This window comes from Anoxybacillus sp. FSL W8-1294 (genome assembly GCF_037965005.1).
Taxonomy (GTDB): domain Bacteria; phylum Bacillota; class Bacilli; order Bacillales; family Anoxybacillaceae; genus Anoxybacillus; species Anoxybacillus flavithermus_G.
Genome location: NZ_CP150179.1, coordinates 1,837,735 through 1,851,424, shown reverse-complemented (window position 1 = coordinate 1,851,424; position 13,690 = coordinate 1,837,735). Strand labels below are relative to the sequence as shown.

Annotated in this window: 15 protein-coding genes; 13 read left to right on the top strand and 2 right to left on the bottom strand. The window is 43.9% G+C overall.

Annotated elements, in window-relative coordinates:
* Positions 1-498, top strand: coding sequence for a pantetheine-phosphate adenylyltransferase (gene coaD, locus NSQ23_RS09795; protein WP_004891242.1), 498 nt, complete (start codon positions 1-3; stop codon positions 496-498).
* Here the strand turns inward: coaD and ylbJ are convergent.
* The gene (gene ylbJ, locus NSQ23_RS09790; RefSeq protein WP_004891240.1) at positions 495-1,700 is read right to left on the bottom strand and encodes a sporulation integral membrane protein YlbJ; all 1,206 of its coding nucleotides are present in this window, start codon (positions 1,698-1,700) and stop codon (positions 495-497) included. The genes coaD and ylbJ overlap by 4 nt on opposite strands.
* 99 nt (positions 1,701-1,799) lie before the next feature.
* On the opposite strand from ylbJ, the gene NSQ23_RS09785 reads away from it, so the two are divergent.
* Together NSQ23_RS09785 and NSQ23_RS09780 are read left to right on the top strand one after the other, a co-directional pair.
* The gene (locus NSQ23_RS09785) at positions 1,800-2,576 is read left to right on the top strand and encodes a patatin-like phospholipase family protein (protein WP_035020294.1); all 777 of its coding nucleotides are present in this window, start codon (positions 1,800-1,802) and stop codon (positions 2,574-2,576) included.
* Positions 2,573-3,586 (top strand): SepM family pheromone-processing serine protease, encoded by a 1,014-nt coding sequence (locus NSQ23_RS09780; RefSeq protein ID WP_339170498.1) that lies wholly within the window; start codon positions 2,573-2,575, stop codon positions 3,584-3,586. The genes NSQ23_RS09785 and NSQ23_RS09780 overlap by 4 nt, the downstream gene beginning before the upstream one ends.
* Here NSQ23_RS09780 and NSQ23_RS09775 read toward each other — a convergent pair.
* Entirely contained in the window at positions 3,578-4,783 is a 1,206-nt protein-coding gene (locus NSQ23_RS09775; protein ID WP_339170496.1) for a nucleotidyltransferase, read from the bottom strand. The two genes, NSQ23_RS09780 and NSQ23_RS09775, sit on opposite strands and share 9 nt — an antisense overlap.
* A 141-nt stretch (positions 4,784-4,924) precedes the next feature.
* On the opposite strand from NSQ23_RS09775, the gene NSQ23_RS09770 reads away from it, so the two are divergent.
* The 10 genes from NSQ23_RS09770 to NSQ23_RS09725 all read left to right on the top strand — a co-directional run bounded on the left by NSQ23_RS09770 (position 4,925) and on the right by NSQ23_RS09725 (position 13,674).
* Positions 4,925-5,440 (top strand): DUF177 domain-containing protein, encoded by a 516-nt coding sequence (locus NSQ23_RS09770; protein ID WP_006321425.1) that lies wholly within the window; start codon positions 4,925-4,927, stop codon positions 5,438-5,440.
* Positions 5,441-5,503: 63 nt separating this feature from the next.
* Positions 5,504-5,677: a 50S ribosomal protein L32 gene (gene rpmF, locus NSQ23_RS09765; RefSeq protein WP_003395111.1), complete on the top strand. Its 174-nt coding sequence runs from the start codon at positions 5,504-5,506 to the stop codon at positions 5,675-5,677.
* Positions 5,678-5,699: 22 nt separating this feature from the next.
* Positions 5,700-6,533, top strand: a complete 834-nt coding sequence (locus tag NSQ23_RS09760; protein WP_339170495.1) for an enoyl-CoA hydratase/isomerase family protein — start codon at positions 5,700-5,702, stop codon at positions 6,531-6,533.
* Between the two features lie 60 nt (positions 6,534-6,593).
* Entirely contained in the window at positions 6,594-7,040 is a 447-nt protein-coding gene (locus tag NSQ23_RS09755) for an RsfA family transcriptional regulator (protein WP_004891227.1), read from the top strand.
* A gap of 67 nt (positions 7,041-7,107) precedes the next feature.
* Positions 7,108-8,001 carry a 2-dehydropantoate 2-reductase gene (locus tag NSQ23_RS09750; protein WP_339170493.1) on the top strand — a complete coding sequence of 298 codons (894 nt, stop codon included), beginning with the start codon at positions 7,108-7,110 and terminating at the stop codon, positions 7,999-8,001.
* Complete coding sequence (locus NSQ23_RS09745; RefSeq protein ID WP_035020296.1) at positions 7,998-8,393, top strand: DUF3397 domain-containing protein; 396 nt, start codon at positions 7,998-8,000, stop codon at positions 8,391-8,393. Before NSQ23_RS09750 ends, NSQ23_RS09745 begins: the two co-directional genes overlap by 4 nt.
* A 19-nt stretch (positions 8,394-8,412) precedes the next feature.
* On the top strand, positions 8,413-10,023 hold the full coding sequence (bshC, locus tag NSQ23_RS09740) for a bacillithiol biosynthesis cysteine-adding enzyme BshC (RefSeq protein WP_339170490.1): 1,611 nt from the start codon (positions 8,413-8,415) through the stop codon (positions 10,021-10,023).
* A 152-nt stretch (positions 10,024-10,175) separates the two neighbouring features.
* Positions 10,176-11,108 carry a 16S rRNA (cytosine(1402)-N(4))-methyltransferase RsmH gene (rsmH, locus tag NSQ23_RS09735; RefSeq protein ID WP_339170488.1) on the top strand — a complete coding sequence of 311 codons (933 nt, stop codon included), beginning with the start codon at positions 10,176-10,178 and terminating at the stop codon, positions 11,106-11,108.
* A gap of 19 nt (positions 11,109-11,127) precedes the next feature.
* Positions 11,128-11,490 (top strand): cell division protein FtsL, encoded by a 363-nt coding sequence (gene ftsL / locus NSQ23_RS09730; RefSeq protein ID WP_006321443.1) that lies wholly within the window; start codon positions 11,128-11,130, stop codon positions 11,488-11,490.
* A 6-nt stretch (positions 11,491-11,496) separates the two neighbouring features.
* Complete coding sequence (locus NSQ23_RS09725) at positions 11,497-13,674, top strand: penicillin-binding protein (RefSeq protein WP_339170486.1); 2,178 nt, start codon at positions 11,497-11,499, stop codon at positions 13,672-13,674.
* Positions 13,675-13,690 lie beyond the last annotated feature (16 nt).

The window sequence follows — 13,690 nt, the reverse complement described above, 5'->3', positions numbered from 1 at the left end:
ATGGCAAGTATTGCGGTATGCCCAGGAAGCTTTGATCCTGTCACATATGGACATTTAGATATTATTCGCCGCGGAGCGAAAGTGTTTGACAAAGTATATGTTGTCGTGTTAAACAATTCATCAAAAAAACCGTTGTTTTCAGCAGAAGAGCGAGTGCAGCTGCTAGAAGAAGTGACAAAAGATTTACATAACGTCTTCGTTGACAGTTATCAAGGTTTGCTTGTTGATTATGCGAAAAGTAAACACGCAAGCGCCATTTTGCGTGGCTTGCGTGCTGTTTCCGATTTTGAATACGAAATGCAAATTACGTCTATGAATCGCATATTAAATGAGCAAATTGAAACGTTTTTTATGATGACAAACAACCAATACTCCTTTTTAAGCTCAAGCATCGTGAAAGAAGTCGCGAAATATAACGGCAACATTTCCGAACTTGTGCCAAAAGTTGTCGAAGAAGCGCTCCGAAAAAAGTTTGCTCATGCAGAAAACCACCTTTAAACAGGTGGTTTTTCGCGTCGGAAAGCCGAAAAGACATATAGGAAACATGCGATTGCCGTCACAAAAAAGCCATATTGCTCGATCCAATGTATGTACAATATCGGCCAACGGATCGTCGCTTCCGGAAGCCAAACAGGCAACGTTTCTGCCGACTCAAGCGGCTGAACATACAGCGGTTTCCAAAGAATGAATGCGAAAAAAGCAGCGAAAAAACCGTGAAATATACGAGCGATAAAAAACGGTTGAAAGCGAATATGTGCTTCCGCTAAAATGCTTGCGACTTGAGCTTGGACGGAAAAACCGCCAAAAGCAAGGATGAAGCTTGTGACGATGACTTTTTGTAATAGCGTTGCGTTTGTTGCTTCGCTTGCCATTTGGCTGCCGAGCGTAATTTCAAACAACCCGGCGATGAACGGAACGCTTAATTCGCTAGGTAAGTGAAAGAATGCCAAGGCGTATTGTACGATGTCGGCTAGCCATTTCGTTATGTTTGTAATATAAAGTAGCTTATTCAAAACAGAAAATAAAATAATAAATCCACCGATCATTAAAAGCGTTTGAATGGAGGAACGAACCGCATCTCCAAGCAGCTTTCCGATGGCTTGGCTATGTTTTAAGCGTGTTTCATGCATGGCGCGAAACGCCTGGCGCAAAAGGCTTTTTGTTTGTTTTTGAACCGCGTTGCTTTCGTCTTTTCCGTAAAAGCGCATCATCAGCCCGACGCAAATGTTGCCGAGATAATGAGACAAAGCAAGAATGATGCCGATGTTCGGATTATGAAAAAAACCGACGGAAATCGCCCCGAAAATAAAAAGCGGGTTAGATGAGTTTGTGAACGAAACGAGCCGCTCCGCCTCGATGGCGGAAAGTTGTTGTTGCTGTCTTAGGCGAGCAGTCAGTTTTGCACCGGCAGGGTATCCCGAAGCCATACCCATCGCCCAAACAAATCCGCCGATGCCCGGCACTTTAAATAGCGGACGCATGAACGGCTCAAGCAATACGCCGAGAAAATGAACGACGCCAAAGCCGATCAAAATTTCTGATACAATAAAAAAAGGAAGAAGAGATGGGAAGACGACATCCCACCACATATGCAATCCACGCACCGCCGCTTCAAATGAATGTTGCGGATAGCGAAGTAATGCGATACATAAACAAATAATGATCGATGATAACAGCAATGTTTTCCATTTTTCTTTCATCGTTCGTTAGCCTCCTCATTTGCCGATCGTACTCGTTTTAATATACGAGTATATGTGGACATTTTAGACCATAGTATTGAACAGGAAGGGGGAGCAGGAATGAAAATCGGGTTGGCGTTAGGTTCGGGCGGTGCGCGCGGCTTTGCGCATGCCGGGGTCATTAAAGTGTTGGAAGAAGAAAACATTCCGATTCATATGATCGCCGGAAGTAGCATGGGGGCGCTCGTTGGTGCGTTGTACGCATCAGGCATGACAACGGAACGATTATATCGGCTCGCGACAGCGTTTCGACGCAACGATTACATCGATTGGACAGTCCCGAAAATGGGACTCGTTGCCGGGCGTCAAATTAAACATTTCATTTCGGTCATGACAAAACAAAAGCGTATTGAAGACGCCCGTATTCCGCTTGCGATCGTGGCGACCGATTTACAAAAAGGGGAGAAAGTTGTGTTTCGCAAAGGAAGTATAGCAGATGCGGTGCGCGCCAGCATTTCCATTCCGGGCATTTTCGTGCCAGAGCGATGGAACGGGCGTCTGCTCGTGGACGGCGGAGTGATCGATCGCGTACCAGCGGCCGTCGTACGCGACATGGGAGCTGACGTCGTCATCGCTGTCGACGTCGCTTCCGTGAAAAAAAACGATACGATCACCTCCATTTTTGATGTCATTTTACAAAGTTTAGATATTATTCAAGCTGAACTTGCTTCCCACCGTATCGCCCAAGCGGATGTCGTCATTCGTCCATCGCTTGAGCGTTATAGCTCGTATGCGTTTACCCATGCGAAAGAGATGATTCAAATGGGAGAAGAAGCAACGCGCCAACAGCTTCCGATCATTCGTCAATTGCTTGCAGAGAAGGGGTTTAAACAATGAATAAAAGACGGTATATTCGAATTACGATCATCGTTGCACTACTACTCGCTTTTGCGACTTTTTTTCACTTGCCGTATTACGTGACGATGCCTGGAACGGCGGAACCGTTACGTCCGCTCGTTGAAGTGCAAGGCGGCTATGAAGAAAAAGGACAATTTATGTTAACGACCGTTCGCATGGGGCAAGCCAATCTTTTTTCGTTTATGCTTGCGCATGTGAGTAAATATAACGAGTTGTACCGCATGGATGAAGTAAGAGAAGAAGGGGAAAGCGACGAAGAATATACGCATCGCCAATTAAAAATGATGGAAAATTCAAAAGAAACGGCGATTGCTGTCGCCTACAAAAAAGCAAACAAACCGGTTTCATATCGCAATAAAGGTGTATATGTGCTTTATGTCGTCGATAACATGCCGGCAGCAAAATATTTAAAAAGCGGCGATCAATTAGTTGCGATTGACGGGCAACGTCTCAACGACGCAGACGAATTTATTCGATACGTAAGCGGAAAGAAAAAAGGAGATCGCGTCCGAATTACGTATAAACGATCAGGAAAAGAAAAAACAGCAACGTTGACGCTTGCGCCGTTTCCAAATGAAAAAAATCGCATCGGTCTCGGCGTTTCCGTCATGACGGATCGCGATATTGTGACGGATCCGCCTGTTCATATTGAATCTGATGACATTGGCGGACCGTCCGCTGGACTTATGTTTGCGCTAGAAGTGTACAATCAATTGATCCGAGAAGATTTAACGAAAGGGTATCGCATCGCTGGTACCGGAACGATCAATATCGACGGCGAAGTCGGACCGATCGGCGGCATTTCTCAAAAAGTGATCGCTGCTCATAAAGCAGGAGCGGACATTTTTTTCGCGCCGAACGAACGCGGAGCGAAACATTCCAATTATAAAGAAGCGGTCAAAACAGCGAAAGATATTGGCACAAACATGAAAATTGTACCTGTTGATACGTTTGATGATGCCGTTCAATTTTTACAAAAATTATCGTAACGGCGGAGTTTTATACTCGCGCTGTAACGCTTCCGAACAAAGCGGCTCAGGCAAAATCGAAAAATACGCCTGCGTCGCTTTTTTTTCTATTTGATATATCGGATCGTGTCTCATTTGTTTGGCGCTTGTCACAAGCGGCAACGTCATGCGCTTTTTAACTTCTTGCAAATACGCTCTCCCTGTTTCGTTCATCGCTAGCGGACGAATGTATGTTGCACGCTTGTTTTTGATTGCTTTCGCTATTTCTTTTTTCGTGACGTTCGTTAATATATGGGTGCATATACGTTGCAATCGTGTCCACGTATATCGTTTCGTTTTGACAGCCGAAAGAAAATCGTGAAATGACGTGGCGTGAATGATTGCTTTTTTTAGTCGATATTCAATTCCTTCTTCCACTTCAGCAATTTGTTGAATGTCGTCTACTTCCATCGTCAATAGTCGATATTTTAAAAACGGAAAATATCTTTTCCAATCGTGCCACGTCATATACGTATGGCGATACGTTTGTAACGTTTCATATGTTGTATGCGGAACGTAGCGTGCGACATCGTCATAACTAACCTGTAAAAAGCGACGAATGCTCGTTGCGCTCGCAATGTTATCGTTTGCTGGAAGCGTTTCATCGTGATAATGAGCAACCGTTCGTTGAATCGTTTCTGGCATCATCTTGCTTCGTTGTTCGATAATCGCCTTGACGTAATGTAACCCTAAAATGTTGTTCGGTTGTGAAACGTCAAGCGTATCGTGACCAATGTCATGAAGGGCCAGCGTATACGCTTTTGCATAGTTGATACCTTGTTGCATATATTGTTTTACTTTTTCGTTATGTTGCTCTTTTTCATAAACGAGAAGTTGAGCCGTTTTTATAAACGGTTCGATGCTTCCATCCTCGCTTCCGAAACATAATTGCTCGCAAAAAAGCGCATCGAGAATCGAAATAGCCCCTTGAGCGAACCATTCAGCTGTTTGAACAGCAAACGTATAAGGAAGTTCAACGACGAGATCGACGCCGCCTGCAAGCGCCATGCGAGCGCGCTCCCATTTCGGTACGATCGCCGGTTCGCCCCGTTGTGTAAATGAGCTACTCATGACGGCGATGACGCAATCTGCGCTCGTTTTTTTTCTCGTTTGTTGCACATGATATAAATGCCCGTTATGAAACGGATTGTATTCGACAACGATGCCGACCGCTTTCATGTATTGTCCACCTTTCTTTTTTATGTAAAACGTGATACAGTGAGTATAAGCTGATTATAATGGAAGTAGTGTAAAGAAAAAATATTGACAAAACCGTTGTTCAAACGTATAATTTTCTTTGTTGTCTTGAGGTGATTATCATTGAGATGGTCTATTCATCAACTTCATCAGTTGCAACATAAAGGGCTGACGATTGACGAAATGGCTGATGTGTCCGAATTGAAAGAAGTGGACGACTCGATTCGCGACATTTCCCCTGTGCGTGTGCACGGACGGGCAGATGTGAGCGCGAAAAAGTTCACGTTCCACTTAACGATCGAAGGGACGATGAAACTCCCTTGTTCTCGTACACTCGTGGACGTATCGTATCCATTCGCCATCGAAAGCACAGAAACGTTTTTTTTGAACGATTATGATGCAACCGATGAAGAGTCACATGTTGTTCAAGGAGATGCGATCGACTTAATGCCGATCGTCAAAGAACTTATTCTTCTTGAAGTGCCGATGCAAGTGTTTAGCGAGCAGCCGGATCATCCGGATGCCGTTCCACAATCAGGAAAAGGATGGACGGTCATTTCGGAAGAAGAACATGAAAACAAAATCGATCCGCGCCTTGCGAAGCTAGCAAAGTTTTTCGAAAACAAAAATGAATCTTAAGGGAAGATCCGGAACTACACCGGCCTCCATATTCGCCTAAATCTCTTTAAGGAGGTGGAAATGATGGCAGTACCTTTTAGAAGAACATCGAAAATGAAAAAGAGACTACGTCGTACGCACTTCAAATTGCGCGTACCTGGTATGGTAGAATGCCCAAACTGCGGTGAAATGAAACTTGCTCATCGCGTATGTAAAGTTTGTGGAACATACAAAGGAAAAGACGTTGTAAACAAATAAGAGAAGCGTAAGGGTCACTCCCTTGCGCTTTTCTTATTTGGAAGGAAAAAAGAACGGGAAAGCGAATAAAAAAGATGGAGATGCAGTAAAGGGGAGAGGGAAAATGATCGAAAAACAACATGGCATCGTCTCGTTTACCATTTGTCGTCCGGCAAGACGAAATGCGATTGATTATGCAGTCATGGATGAACTCGAGCAAGCGCTGACGCTCGTTGAACAAGATGATGAGGCGAAAGTGCTCGTCATTACAGGGGAAGGAGAAGAGGCGTTTTGCGCGGGTGGCGATTTACAAGTGTTTCATCAGCTGAAAACAAAAGAAGAAGCGCATGCGATGTTAGCGAAAATGGGAAACATTTTATATCGTTTATTGACGTTATCGAAGCCAACGGTTGCGTTAATCAATGGAACTGCGATCGGCGGAGGTTGCGAATTAGCGACCGCATGCGATTTTCGTTTCGCGCGTGCCGGGGCACGCCTCGGATTTGTGCAAGCGAATTTAGCGATCACGACCGGCTGGGGCGGCGCGACGATGTTATTTGAAAAAATGCCGTACGATCAAGCGCTCAATATATTGTTGCGCGCGAAAACGATGACAGCGGAAGAAGCGGAGCATATCGGCTTTGTACATCGCGTTTTTCCTGACTCGTTGCGCGAACGATGTGAAAAAGAGTTAAGGGAGTATACGAACAAATCAACGGCTGTATTGCGCGCTTATAAAGAAGCCGCGGTGGCACGTTGGAAAACAGAGCAGTTTCGCCAACGGTTTTTCGCTGAAATCGAACGATGTGCATATTTATGGGAAAGCGAAGAACACGATCAAGCGGTGCAATCATTTTTAACGAAACGAAACAAATAGTCTTCTATCTTCTCTATTAGCTGCATACTCATATAGTAAATGTAGCGAGGAGGGATAGAAATGACGCGCCAAGATGCATGGACAGAAGAAGAAGATGTATTGCTCGCTGAAACGGTGCTAGCTTTTGTGCGCGAAGGGAGCACCCAATTACGCGCGTTTGAAGAAGTAGGGAAAAAACTATCACGAACGGCAGCCGCTTGTGGTTTTCGTTGGAACGCATATGTGCGGAAGCAATATGAAGAGGCGTTAGAGCTTGCTAAACAGCAACGAAAAGAGAAAAAAGAACCGCAACTAGCCGAGCGAAACATGACGTTGCAAGATGTGATCTCTTTTTTACAAACGTTGCAACAACGCGGGGAAGGGCAACAAGAAATCGAACAGTTGCGCGAACAAGTACGGACGCTCCAAAAAGAAAAAGAAGAGCTTGAAAAGAAACTGCAAGCGGTGCAACAAGAATATCAGACGGTGATGCACATTTTAGAACGCGCACGTCAATTGTCTGTGTAGTAGCTGATAGACGCCAGCTACTTTTTTTTATACAATAAAACATAGGAAAAAAGAGGAGGATCGCATTGTGCGCATCGGAATTATAGGGGGCGGAGCAGTCGGCTTATTGACGGCAGCGTATTTCAGTAACCACTATGACGTGACGGTTTATACGCGTCGGCAAGAACAAGCAGAACAATTATGTACGCATGGGCTGACGGTCATTTGTGGCGATGAACGGACGACGCATCGTGTTCATGCTGAACCGTTCGTTCGTGAAACGAATGTAGATGTGTTATTTATAGCGGTGAAACAATACGACTTAACAAACATATTGAAAACAAACATGCATATGCTTCGAGCGGACGCTGTGATGTTTTTGCAAAACGGCATGGGGCATGTGTCCCATTTACCGCACATGCCTCATCATCATATTGCGCTTGCGGTTGTTGAACATGGCGCGCTCAAAATCGACGATACGACGGTTTCCCATACGGGTGTCGGTAAAACGAAATGGAGCGTATGGCGCGGAAAAAAAGAAACGTTTTCTTTTCTATATACGACAGATGCCCGTTTTCCGTTCCAATATGTCAGCGATTGGGAAACGATGTTAATTGAAAAATTAATGGTGAACGTTGCTATTAATCCGCTTACCGCTCTATTGCAAGTACCAAACGGCATGTTAGTGACACATGCGCCGTATCGGCAAGCGATGGAACAGTTGTTTCATGAAGTCGCATCTATTTTTCAGATTGAACAGCGAGAACGTATATGGCAGCATATTGAAACGGTTTGTCAACAAACGGCTGCCAATCGCTCATCGATGTTGCGTGACATCGAGGCGGGGCGAATGACGGAATTAGATGCGATTTTAGGCTATGTGATTGAGCGAGCGAACGAGCGATGCGTCCCAGCCCCAATTAGCGCGTTTTTATATGCGCTTATGAAAGGGAAACAATTAGAGGGGGAGACGGAGAGATGAAAGATATACTCACCTCTTTCATTGCTATCATGATTGTTATGCCGTTTTTGTCGTTTTTTTTTATATTTACACTTGCCAAAGCTATTTTTAAACGAAAAGGAAAACGGGCGTTTCATTTCGCTGTGAACGGATCGACCATTTTTTTTATTTTTGCTGTTCATGTTTTATTGCAAGCCGTTTTTCAACGATCGTATATCGTTGAATTGCTTATTTTTTTTATTGTAACATTTATGATTGGGATGATTTTATATTGGAAAAAAACGGGCGATGTATCGTTACAACGAACGTTTAAGTTATATTGGAGAATGCAATTTTTATTATTTGCAACTGCTTATATAGGATTATTTATATATGGGGTCATCCATCGTGTCATGATCGCGTTTTCATCATGAATGAGAAAGGAAGTTTACAATGGAAGTTATCGAGCTGTCTTTGCCAGCAACGAACCGTTTAGCTACGGAATATATTGAAGGGACGTTTCCTGTTCACGAGGCGTTCCATCCTTGTTCTTTTGAAGAACGTTTGCATGAGTTACAAAAGCGGACGTATGCCCGCGATGCGCTCGTTCATCATTTACTTGCGTATCATAAACAGTTTCAAGCAAGTGAAGAAACGATTGCAAACATTGAAAAATTGCGTCATCGAGAAAGCGTCGTCGTTATCGGCGGACAACAGGCAGGTCTTTTAACCGGACCGCTCTATACGATATATAAAATCATTTCCATCATTACATTAGCAAAACAGCAAGAACAACAGCTTCGTGTGCCGGTCGTTCCGGTATTTTGGATGGCATCTGAAGACCACGACATTGCAGAAATTAATTACGTCCATGTCGCACAACGTGGAAAAGTGAAAAAATATGTGTATTCGCCACTCGCGAAAGAAAAGCGAATGGCTGCTCGCATCGATCTTGATGCAGATGCATTGAAACAATGGATAGATGACATATTCAAAACATTTGGCGAAACAAATGTAACAAACGAATTGCGTACGTACATATACGAATGCATGGCAACGTCAAAAACGGTGGCCGACTTTTTCGCGGCGATCGTACTTAAGCTGTTTGCGAAAGAAGGAATCGTAATTGTCGATGCAGCACATCCGCATTTGCGGACGATTGAGCGCGAATGGTTTATGACGCTCGCTCGTGAACACGAAGCGATTACAACTGCGTTGCAAACTCAACAACGACATCTCGCCCAACTCGGCTATGAGCAAGCGATTGATGTATCGCCGATGTGCGCACATTTATTTTATGATGACGGTCAACGTCGCTTGCTATATTATGACGATGATCAACATTGTTTTTACACAAAAGATGGGGTGTATCGTTTCACGCGAGACGAATTAAGACAGCGAATCGAAAGTGAGCCGCAATCGTTTAGCAACAACGTTGTTACACGACCGCTTATGCAAGAATGGTTATTTCCGACGCTCGCTTTTATCGCTGGTCCGGGGGAAATTGCTTATTGGGCGGAATTAAAACGAGTATTTGAGCATTTCCATTGGCATATGCCACCGATCGTGCCGCGCCTTTCGCTCACGCTTGTCGAGCGTCATATTGCTACGGACTTGGCGGATGTGCAAATGACAGTAGCAGAGGCGTTGACAAACGGCACGAAGCAAGCGTTAGAGGAATGGGTGCGCAACAATCAACCTGTGGCGTTTGATGAGACGTTTCATGAAGCGAAAAAACAGATAGCGCACATTCACGAGCAACTTCGCCAACTCGGCATGCAAGTCGATCCGCATCTTGAAAGAGTGATGTTGAAAAATGCCGAACGAGTCGAGACACAAATCGATTATCTTCAACAATTGATTACACGACGCATGTTGCAAAAACATGACGTACATGTGCGCAAATATGAACGCATTGAACTGTCGCTTCGCCCGAACAATATGCTACAAGAGCGGGTTTGGAACGTGCTTTACTATATGAATCGCTACGGCTTAGACTTTGTGGATCGTCTGCTTCATGTCGATTATCGTTGGAACGGAATGCATAAAATTGTATATCTTTAACTATTTTCGTCGATAAAAAAATCCTGTCGCGTACAGGATTTTTTTTATGTACAATAGAATAGTTCGGAAGTAAGTGGTGAATTTTGTGAAATGATGGTACAATACAATTGCACTCATTTTTTATGTATATGTTGTTTAGGTAGGTGACATCATTGTTTCATCACGTAACCGTATTATTGAAGGAAACAGTTGACGGATTAAATATTAAAAAAGATGGTACATATGTAGATTGCACGCTCGGGGGAGCTGGACATAGCGAATATTTATTATCACAATTATCGCCAGAAGGAAGACTATTTGCCTTTGATCAAGATGATATCGCGATTCGTCATGCGCAACAGCGACTTGAACGATATCGTGGTCAGTTTACGATCATTAAAAGCAACTTTCGCTATTTGAAACAACAGCTGGCGTTTTACGGTGTGCATGAAGTCGACGGCATTTTGTTTGATCTTGGTGTATCGTCCCCGCAGTTAGATATGCCTGAGCGTGGCTTTAGTTATCAACATGAAGCGCCGCTCGATATGCGCATGGATCGTGACCAAACGTTGACAGCATACGACGTTGTCAACACATGGTCGTACGAACAGCTCGTGAAAATTTTTTTCCAATATGGTGAAGAAAAATTTTCAAAAGCGATCGCTCGTAAAATTGAGCAAACACGCAAGCAAAAGCCAATTGAAACGACAACAGAACTTGCAGAAGTCATTAAAGAAGCGATTCCCGCACCAGCGCGTCGAACAGGGGGACATCCAGCCAAACGCGTGTTCCAAGCGATTCGCATTGCAGTCAACGACGAATTGCGCGCGTTTGAAGAAGCGATTGAACAAGCAATTGATCTATTAAAGACCGGAGGAAGAATTAGCGTCATTACGTTCCATTCGCTAGAAGATCGCATTTGCAAAATCGCATTTAAACAAGCAAGTGAAACACCGCACTTGCCGCCGGGATTGCCGATCATTCCAGATGAATATAAGCCGAAATTAAAAATCATTACAAAAAAACCGATCGTCCCGTCTGAAGAAGAACTGCAACATAACCATCGCGCACGATCTGCAAAATTGCGCATTGCTGAAAAGTTGTAAAAAAGGGGGAAAAACGTATATGGCAGCTGTTCGCATTCAACAAAAAGTACAAAAAGTACAACAAGAACAACACGTCCAACGCGCGCCAAAGAAAAAGCGAAAACGAAATATACGTTGGACGATTGGGGAAAAAATGGTGTTCGTTTCGTTTTTTGCCTTCGCTTTGTATAGTAGCGTCACAATCGTTTCGAATCAATTTACGATTTATCATGTCAATAAAGAAGTGCAACAATTACAAACAAGCATTGAGGAGCAAGAAAAACGAAACCGCGATTTATACGTACAAGTGCAAGAGTTAAGCACGTATGAGCGCATTTTAGCGAAAGCGAAAGAACTTGGCCTTACATTAAACGAAAATAACGTAAAAGTTGTTCAGGACTGATGCAAAATGAGAAAGCATAAACATACGCATAAAGGAGCAGCTATATGTTTTGTTTTTTTTAGCTTGCTCTTTTTTATATTGTTTGTACGTTTCGTTTATTTACAAGCTACAGGTGTTGTAGATGGACAAGTGTTAGCGGTCGAGGCACAAAAACGTTATTTCAAAAAACAAACGCTTGAAGCGAAGCGTGGAACGATTTTCGACCGAAGCGGAGAAGTAATTGCTGAAGACATTCCTTCGTATACAGTGGCCGCCATTCTCGATCCGAACATGCCGCAACATGTGACTGATCCAGAGGAAACAGCGCGCAAGTTGGCCCCATTATTAAATATGGACGTAGCGGATGTCGAGCGCATTTTAAAAAAGAAGGCGAAGCAAGTTGAGTTCGGCCCGAACGGCCGCGGCATTAGCCAAACGGTGAAACAAAAAATTGAGGCGTTACAGCTTCCAGGCATTACGTTTATACGCGATTCAAAACGATTTTATCCAAACGGTACGTTTGCCTCATACGTCGTCGGCTATGCGCAAAAAGATGAAGCGACGAACGAAGTCGAAGGAAAAATGGGCATTGAAAAACAGTTTAATGAGCAATTAAAAGAAAAAGACGGCTATGTCGTCTATGAAGGCGATCAACAAGGGTTTAAACTGCCTCATGCAGATGAACAAATCGTTCCACCGCAAAACGGAAAAAACATTTATTTGACGATTGATAAACATATTCAAACGTTTTTAGAAGACGCGATGAATGCCGTCGAAAAACAATATACACCGAAAAAAATGATCGCCATTGTCGCTGACCCGAAAACTGGGGCGATTTTAGCGATGAGCACCCGTCCGAGTTTTGATCCGAACAAACGAAACATCGAAAACTATTTTAACGATGCGATTTCGTATCCATATGAACCGGGATCGACGATGAAAATTTTCACGCTCGCCGCCGCGGTGAATGAAGGAGTGTTTCAACCGAATGAAACGTACCAGTCAGGCTCATATCAAATCGGTCCCCATCGCGTTCGTGACCATAACAAAGTCGGGTGGGGGAAAATTACGTTTCTTGAGGGAGTACAGCGCTCGTCAAACGTCGCATTCGCAAAAATTGTGCGTGAAAAATTAGGGGAAGATCGCTTTTTACAATATTTGCACCGGTTCCGTTTTAACGAACCGACAGGCATTGAATTGCCGGGTGAAAAAGTTGGAAACATTTTGTATCGTTATCCGATCGAAAAAGTGACGACAGGATTCGGACAAGGAACGTCAGTCACACCGATTCAACAAATTCAAGCAGCAATCGCCATCGCAAACGGTGGAAAAATGATGAAACCGTACGTTGTTGACCGCATCGTTGACGGAGATAGAGGAAAAACAGTGATGAAGCACGAACCTGTTGTTGTCGATACACCGATTTCAAAAGAAACAGCTGAAAAAGTACTAGACATTTTAGAAACGGTCGTCACATCTGAAAAAGGAACAGGGCGTCCGTATCAAATTGAGGGTTATCGCGTCGCAGGAAAAACAGGAACAGCCCAAATCCCAGATCCAGAAGGCGGGTATTTAACTGGGCATCAAAACTACATTTTTTCATTTTTAGGGATGGCGCCGCGTGAAAATCCGCGCTTAATTATGTATGTTGCTGTGCAACAACCGAACATTTCATATACAGAAACAGGGGCAGCACCTGTATCGATGATTTTTAACTCGGTGATGAAAAATAGTTTACAATATTTAAACATTGAACCGACCGTTAAGAAAAAACAAGTGAAAAAAGAAAAAAGCATCGCTCTTCCTTCGTATATTGGTCAGTCGGTAGAGCAAGCAACACAGTCATTGAAAAAACAAGGATTACATGTGACGGTCATCGGAAAGGGAACGAAAGTGCGTGCCCAATTTCCACAAGCAGGCGAATACGTCGTTGCGCCAGATCGCGTGTTGTTGCAAACGGACGGAGATGCGATCATGCCGGATGTGACTGGCTGGTCGCTGCGCGACGTCATGAAGCTTGCCGAACTGTTGCGGTTAAAGCCAAGCTTTATCGGAAGCGGGTACGTATTTAGGCAAAATATTACGCCGGGGACAGTCGTCAAGCAAAACGACTATATGATTGTCGAGCTTGCGAAACCGTCAGACATCGATGAAAAACAACAAGCAAGCACTGAACAGCAAGAGATAGACGGTCCGGTCGATTAGTTCTATATAAAACGGT

What these genes read in the sequence shown, in the direction of transcription:
- NSQ23_RS09775 (WP_339170496.1), bottom strand. Translation starts at nt 4,783, where the DNA reads ATGAAAGCGGTCGGCATCGTTGTCGAATACAATCCGTTTCATAACGGG.
- coaD (WP_004891242.1), top strand. Translation starts at nt 1, where the DNA reads ATGGCAAGTATTGCGGTATGCCCAGGAAGCTTTGATCCTGTCACATAT.
- NSQ23_RS09755 (WP_004891227.1), top strand. Translation starts at nt 6,594, where the DNA reads ATGACGCGCCAAGATGCATGGACAGAAGAAGAAGATGTATTGCTCGCT.
- NSQ23_RS09780 (WP_339170498.1), top strand. Translation starts at nt 2,573, where the DNA reads ATGAATAAAAGACGGTATATTCGAATTACGATCATCGTTGCACTACTA.
- bshC (WP_339170490.1), top strand. Translation starts at nt 8,413, where the DNA reads ATGGAAGTTATCGAGCTGTCTTTGCCAGCAACGAACCGTTTAGCTACG.
- NSQ23_RS09725 (WP_339170486.1), top strand. Translation starts at nt 11,497, where the DNA reads ATGAGAAAGCATAAACATACGCATAAAGGAGCAGCTATATGTTTTGTT.
- rpmF (WP_003395111.1), top strand. Translation starts at nt 5,504, where the DNA reads ATGGCAGTACCTTTTAGAAGAACATCGAAAATGAAAAAGAGACTACGT.
- ylbJ (WP_004891240.1), bottom strand. Translation starts at nt 1,700, where the DNA reads ATGAAAGAAAAATGGAAAACATTGCTGTTATCATCGATCATTATTTGT.
- NSQ23_RS09785 (WP_035020294.1), top strand. Translation starts at nt 1,800, where the DNA reads ATGAAAATCGGGTTGGCGTTAGGTTCGGGCGGTGCGCGCGGCTTTGCG.
- ftsL (WP_006321443.1), top strand. Translation starts at nt 11,128, where the DNA reads ATGGCAGCTGTTCGCATTCAACAAAAAGTACAAAAAGTACAACAAGAA.
- NSQ23_RS09745 (WP_035020296.1), top strand. Translation starts at nt 7,998, where the DNA reads ATGAAAGATATACTCACCTCTTTCATTGCTATCATGATTGTTATGCCG.